This window comes from uncultured Anaerococcus sp. (assembly GCF_963510575.1).
Lineage (GTDB): Bacteria > Bacillota > Clostridia > Tissierellales > Peptoniphilaceae > Anaerococcus.
This window is the reverse complement of sequence record NZ_CAUPFR010000142.1, coordinates 1-3,287: the sequence shown is the minus strand read 5'-3', so window position 1 is coordinate 3,287 and position 3,287 is coordinate 1. Positions and strand designations below refer to the sequence as shown.

Here is a 3,287-nt window from a genome sequence, read left to right as displayed (position 1 = left end):
GGTAAAAGGTAATAGCCTTGGTGAAAAATCAAACAATATCAGTGTGGGTGATAAGCTTTATGTGAATAAAAATTTGGTGGCAATCAACGAATCGTATGCTTTCCCTCCAACTTTTAATTCTAAATATGTTAAATTATCAGATTACCTTAAAAATAGAGGAATAGAAATACCTAAAGATTTTAAGGATAGGAATGTTATTGTTATTAATGCTTCTCAAGGTCAACTGTTTTCGAGAGATTTAATTATAACTGGAGATAAATATCTATTTTTAATTAAAGATGATAATGTAATAAGTCTTAAGAAAATTTCAGATAAGGTTGACTCTAAAGTCCAGGATACCTACGCTAAATTAGCTTCTAAGGAAAGAACAACTACAGATGAAGGTGAAGATATAGCTGAAGATTTATCTTTGCTATTAGGGGTAAGAGAAAGGGTCGATCCTGAAAGCGATAATGCCTTATATAAATACTATACTTATTTAATAAGGATTGAACCTGATGAAACCATCAAATATCAAAAAGCAGAAAATATATTTTTTAAAAACCAAGATGAATATTGGAGAGTAACTCTAGATATAAATAATTTCACTGATTTATATGATGAAATTAAAGCATATCCAGTAAAAATCAAGGAAAAAGAAAATAAAGATTTAATTTTAAAAAAATATACATTCAAAGATATAAATTTAAATATGAGGTTAAATTTCATATCAAAAGACTTTATTTCACTTGATTACACTAACGATAATAATTCGAATCCGATTAGGAAGTATGCTTTAATGGAGACAAATAACGTAGCATCCCATAAATTTATGTCTTTAGAAGAATTTACAGGTGAAGACCAAAGTGATGCTATATTTAAGGAAAAAGTAAAAGAAGAGATTAATAAAAATTTTGCAAAAACAGATACAAATGATATTAGTTTTGATAACACAAATTTTGGTATTGTCAGAAACCAAGGAATGTGGTCTTTCCAATCGTCAATATTTAAGGGTGATGGAGATGCTTTTGTTCAAAATTTCTTTAATGTTGATATAGCAATTGGAGATTCAATTTTAAATCCATATAATACTTCAATTAGTAGGGATCAGGTATATAATATTAATACACAATTTAAAGACTATCTAGTATTGTCAAATCAAAGATATATATTAATACAAACGCCTGATGAGATATTGATCCATAGGATAAAAGATGGAATTATTGAAAAGGCACCTAAATATGCAATAGCAACAAGGGTGCCAGCTACAATTGTAAGCATCGACCAATATTTAGGATCCAATGCGACTGATGTTGAAAAGGCATTTAATAAATATAATAATATTATAGAAAAATAAAATATTATAGAAAAATAAAATTTTGACTGCTTAAGTCATTATTTGATATCATCTAATTAGGAGAAAATATGAAGCTAGTTTTTGCAAGTAACAATATAAATAAATTAGAACAAGTAAAATTACTTCTAGATAATGATCAAGTTCTTATGCCAAAAGATGTTGGCGTAAAAGATTTTGATGTAGTAGAAGATGGCAAAACATTAAAAGAAAATGCCTACAAAAAAGCACATGAACTTTTTAAGCTGACAAAGAAAAAAACTTTTTCTGATGACACAGGACTTTTTGTAAAATCACTTGATAATAGGCCGGGAATTTATGCTCACAGGTATGCAGGTGAGAATGCCACAGATAAAGATAATAGGGACAAGCTACTTGGAGAATTGGCTGATAAAGACAATAGAGATGCTTATTTCTTGACAGTTATTTGCTTTATAGATGAAAATGGAAATGATTATTATTTTGAAGGAAAGTTAGAAGGAACTATCTCAAGTGAAGAATTTGGTGATGGTGGTTTTGGTTACGATAAAATTTTCTATGTACCTAAATATGAGAAAACTTTAGCCCAAATGGATATTGATTTCAAAAACAATATAAGCCACAGAGGCCTAGCTATGAAAGAATTCAAGAAATTCCTGGAAAAACAAAATGAAAATCTTAATAACTAGCGATACCCATGGATACTATGATAGAATTTCCGATTTAATTTTAGATCAAGGGGACTTTGATCTTATGATTCATGCTGGTGACGGTGTGGAAGATTGCAAAAATATTAATTATGAGACAGGGATTTCTTATTATGTAGTTAAGGGAAATAATGATTTTTATTCCAATGAATCATATAATAAAATTATAGATATAGCAGACCATAAAATATTATTAACCCATGGTCATAAGGAAAACGTGGATTTTTCTTTGGCTGGTTTGATAGACAAAGCTGATGTATCTTCATGTGATATTGTGATTTTTGGTCATATACACAGGTATGTTGAAATAGAAAGATCAGGTATTTTGTTATTAAATCCTGGTTCACCATCTCTACCGCGAGATGGTGTAGCTTCTGCCATGGTAATGAATATAGATAATGGTATTAAAATAGAAAAAGTCGTACTAGACTAAGGAGATAAGATGAGCGGAATAATAAATTTAATAAGTGAATATTCGCCAAGATTAGCTATACTACCTATTCTTGCCCTAATGAATGTAATAATTACTTTTATAATACACTTTGTTAACAGCAAAAAAATATTAAAGTTCTTACCATCTTTGATAATAGGCATCGGTGCACTTATTATAGGGATTTATTCGGTAACTATTTTTAATAGTCCGATGGGACTTAATACTGCATGGATTGCTATATTCTTAGGGGCAACTTCCCTAATTGGTATTTGTTTTGGATTTATAATTGACTTAGCTATGTCAATTAGAAAAAATATGGGTTTAGGAAATAAGAGTACAGGAAAAAGGGGCAGAATCTTCAACAAGCAGAAAGTCCTAAAGGCGAAGAGAAAGAGATATAAGGAAAAAGACAATGAATAAGGCAGCTTTCTTTGATATAGATGGTACACTTTTTAGAAATTCTTTATTAATCGAACATTTTCTTAAATTGGTAGAAGATGGAATTCTTGATAGGAAAATTTGGACAGATGAAATAGGCCCTTTATTTAGCAAGTATGAAAATAGGTTTGGAGCCTATGAAGATTATTTAAATAAATCTGCCTTAGCCTATCAAAAAGCCATGGTAGGTTTGGATAAAGAAATAGTAGATAAGTATGCCCAGATTGTCCTAGCAGAAAATAAGGATAAGGTTTATAACGTCACAAGAAATGCAGTAAAAAAGCATATAGAAGAGGGATTTTTGATATTTTTTATATCTGGATCGCCAGATTTTCTTGTAGACGGTTTTTCAAAACTTTATAAGGCTACTGATTCAATTTCAACAACATATGTTTTT

General features: G+C 29.6%; 5 protein-coding genes. All 5 read left to right on the top strand.

The annotated features are described in order from the left end of the window. On the top strand, positions 1 to 1,336 hold a 1,336-nt coding region (locus tag RQ907_RS08230), incomplete at its 5' end, for a hypothetical protein (protein ID WP_311492890.1). A 68-nt stretch (positions 1,337 to 1,404) separates the two neighbouring features. Further along, the gene (rdgB, locus tag RQ907_RS08225) at positions 1,405 to 2,001 is read left to right on the top strand and encodes an RdgB/HAM1 family non-canonical purine NTP pyrophosphatase (RefSeq protein ID WP_311492889.1); all 597 of its coding nucleotides are present in this window, start codon (positions 1,405 to 1,407) and stop codon (positions 1,999 to 2,001) included. Next, positions 1,982 to 2,452, top strand: coding sequence for a YfcE family phosphodiesterase (locus RQ907_RS08220; protein ID WP_311492888.1), 471 nt, complete (start codon positions 1,982 to 1,984; stop codon positions 2,450 to 2,452). The genes rdgB and RQ907_RS08220 overlap by 20 nt, the downstream gene beginning before the upstream one ends. A 9-nt stretch (positions 2,453 to 2,461) precedes the next feature. After that, a complete protein-coding gene (locus RQ907_RS08215; RefSeq protein ID WP_311492887.1) occupies positions 2,462 to 2,872 on the top strand; it encodes a hypothetical protein in 411 nt (136 codons plus the stop codon). After that, a partial coding sequence (locus tag RQ907_RS08210; RefSeq protein WP_311492886.1) for a haloacid dehalogenase-like hydrolase occupies positions 2,865 to 3,287 on the top strand: 423 nt, incomplete at its 3' end. The genes RQ907_RS08215 and RQ907_RS08210, both read left to right, overlap by 8 nt.

What these genes read in the sequence shown, in the direction of transcription:
- rdgB (WP_311492889.1), top strand. Translation starts at nt 1,405, where the DNA reads ATGAAGCTAGTTTTTGCAAGTAACAATATAAATAAATTAGAACAAGTA.
- RQ907_RS08220 (WP_311492888.1), top strand. Translation starts at nt 1,982, where the DNA reads ATGAAAATCTTAATAACTAGCGATACCCATGGATACTATGATAGAATT.
- RQ907_RS08215 (WP_311492887.1), top strand. Translation starts at nt 2,462, where the DNA reads ATGAGCGGAATAATAAATTTAATAAGTGAATATTCGCCAAGATTAGCT.